The organism is Thermogutta sp., assembly GCF_014359955.1.
In the GTDB taxonomy this organism is placed as follows: domain Bacteria; phylum Planctomycetota; class Planctomycetia; order Pirellulales; family Thermoguttaceae; genus Thermogutta.
This window is the reverse complement of record NZ_JACIYL010000699.1, coordinates 1-2,344: the sequence shown is the minus strand read 5'-3', so window position 1 is coordinate 2,344 and position 2,344 is coordinate 1. Positions and strand designations below refer to the sequence as shown.

At 62.0% G+C, this 2,344-nt stretch carries 2 protein-coding genes; both read right to left on the bottom strand.

Annotated features, from left to right (window positions below):
- Positions 1 to 86 precede the first annotated feature (86 nt).
- Complete coding sequence (gene lpxI, locus H5U08_RS15995; RefSeq protein ID WP_297035316.1) at positions 87 to 1,019, bottom strand: UDP-2,3-diacylglucosamine diphosphatase LpxI; 933 nt, start codon at positions 1,017 to 1,019, stop codon at positions 87 to 89.
- Between the two features lie 14 nt (positions 1,020 to 1,033).
- Positions 1,034 to 2,092 carry a UDP-3-O-(3-hydroxymyristoyl)glucosamine N-acyltransferase gene (lpxD, locus tag H5U08_RS15990; RefSeq protein WP_297035313.1) on the bottom strand — a complete coding sequence of 353 codons (1,059 nt, stop codon included), beginning with the start codon at positions 2,090 to 2,092 and terminating at the stop codon, positions 1,034 to 1,036.
- Positions 2,093 to 2,344: the final 252 nt, after the last annotated feature.

Sequence of the window (2,344 nt, the reverse complement as noted above, 5' to 3'; positions counted from 1 at the left end):
ACCGGTCGGGGTGGAACGCCAGCCAACAAACCGGCCATGTATTGGAGTATCGCGACTGGTGGCGCCGTGCCGGCTCCCTGTCGCACCTAGCCGACCGCTGCGATGTCCTCTTCCGTGATGGCCACCACGTGAATCCGGTTGCGGACCGCCAGGTCCACCACCCGATCGGGATCGAGAAGGATCGTCTTTTCCGCCTCGACGGCCAGAACCGCCCCTTTGGCCGCGGCGATGACCTCGAGTGTGTTCGTACCCACCGTGGGGACGTCGAAGCGCATGTCCTGCTGGGGCTTGGCCACCTTGACCACCGTGAATCCCCCCGAGCGGCACAGTTCCCCTGCCCGGCGGATGCAAGCGTCCGTCCCCTCGATGGCCTCAACCGCCAGAACCGCCTGATTCTTGACGACCACCGTTTGGCCGATGTCGAGACGCCCCATTTCTTTGGCCACCCGCCAGCCAAAGGCGATATCTTTCCACTGGGCCCGTGCGAGAGTTCCGGGCGTCAGCGGCCCTCTTCCAACGAGGACATCGGGCAAATACGCTGTGGCCGGTCGGACGGTAATTCCGATCCGCTCGATTTCGTGGCACACGGTGGTCAGTAGCGTATCGTCCCGATTGTCCCGAGAACGAAACAGGAAATGAGGCCCGAACGCCCGTACGCCGCCCCAATCCGGAAAATGGTGGAGCCACATCCAGGGCCGAAAGAGCGTCACTTTGTGGATTTTGCCGGCCAGCGTGGCCTCGCGCACGCCCCAGGTGCGGAGCAAATGCAACGACCGTCCCACCTGTCCGAGTCCGATCCACGCAAATCTTGTTGACCACCGAGCCAGGGCCGGATCGGCGTGATCCCTCACCGCCAGGCAGCAAACCTCGTACCCGCGGTTATGCAGATGTTCCGCCAGGATGAGAGGATACCGTCCCCAGCCGGCGATGAGTCCCACACGTGTGGACGGGCGCTGGGAAAGGACCGCAACCGCGTCCTCGTGGCTGGCAGGGCGGAGGGTGGTGCGTCCGCCTCCCATGGATGCGTTCTCCTTCACGCCGCTTCCCTGGACTGATCAGACTGATCAAGCCGAGCCACCAGCCGACGAAGGGTCTCCTGAATCTCTTTAAGCTGCCGCCGCATTTCGGGCAATTTGGCGAACGCAGCCTGCTTGAGCATCTGTTCGCGTTCCGGCGTGGCAGGGATCCCCACGAAGCGCGCATGGGGAGGCACGTCATTGATGACGCCCGCCATGGCCCCCAGTACCGCGCCGTCCCCGATATGGACGTGGTCGCGGACCCCGACCTGCCCGGCCATCACCACATAGTCACCCGTCGTTGTACTGCCAGCGATGCCCACCTGGGCGCAGATCAGATTATGACGGCCAATGCGGCAGTTATGCCCGATCATCACGAGATTGTCGATTTTCGTCCCCTCGCCGATGGTCGTGGAACCGTAGGTGCCCCGATCGATTGTGGTGTTGGCCCCGATCTCCACGTCGTCGCCCAGGACGACATTCCCGTACTGGCTGGAAAGGACGTGCCTGCCATCTTCGCAGCAGTATCCGAACCCGTAGGCCCCCAGCACGGCCCCGGCGTGGATGATGCAGCGGTCTCCTACCACGGTGTTCTCGTAGAGGACCGCGTTGGGAAAAATGGTGACCTGCCGTCCGATCTTGCAGCCGGGCAGAATCCGCACACCGGAGTGAATCGTGGAACCCTCCCCAATTTCCACATCATCGCCGATGAAGGCGAAGGGATGGACGTCCACGTCGGGACCAAGCCGCGCGGTTGGGCTGATGATGGCTTGAGGATGAATGCCCTTCCGCTCGTTTTCTCGCGGGGGTCGAAAGAATCGCACGATCACGCTGAAGGCCCGGTGGACGTCTTCCACGCGGATGATGGGAAAAGGAGCGGCTTCCACCTTGCGGGGAACCACTGCTGCGGCGATTTCGTTCGGGGAGACCTTGGATAACCGTTCCGGACGATCGATGAGGGTGATCTGGCGGGGACCTGCCTGCCCAAGCGGGGCGGCCCCTTCAATGACCAGATCTGCCGGCCCGACGAGATCCCCTCCAACGAGGGCACTGAGTTCACCCAGGGTGGTCGGCATACGGCGTCCTTTCCGTTTTTTCTCGGGTCGAATCGTTGTCTGCCGGGGCTTGTCGCCCGTGCCGTCGCGTGACTGATATGCTATCTCAAAATCCACTCGGCAGGCAAGATCAACTCATACCGACATTTCCATTTTGGAAAAACCATGGAGAAGGCACGCGCGCGATATGTCAGTAGGGGCAATTCATGAATTGCCCCTGCCGGTGAACCCTTGTCCTTCCTGTTAACGAAAAACATGATTTGGAGGGGCACG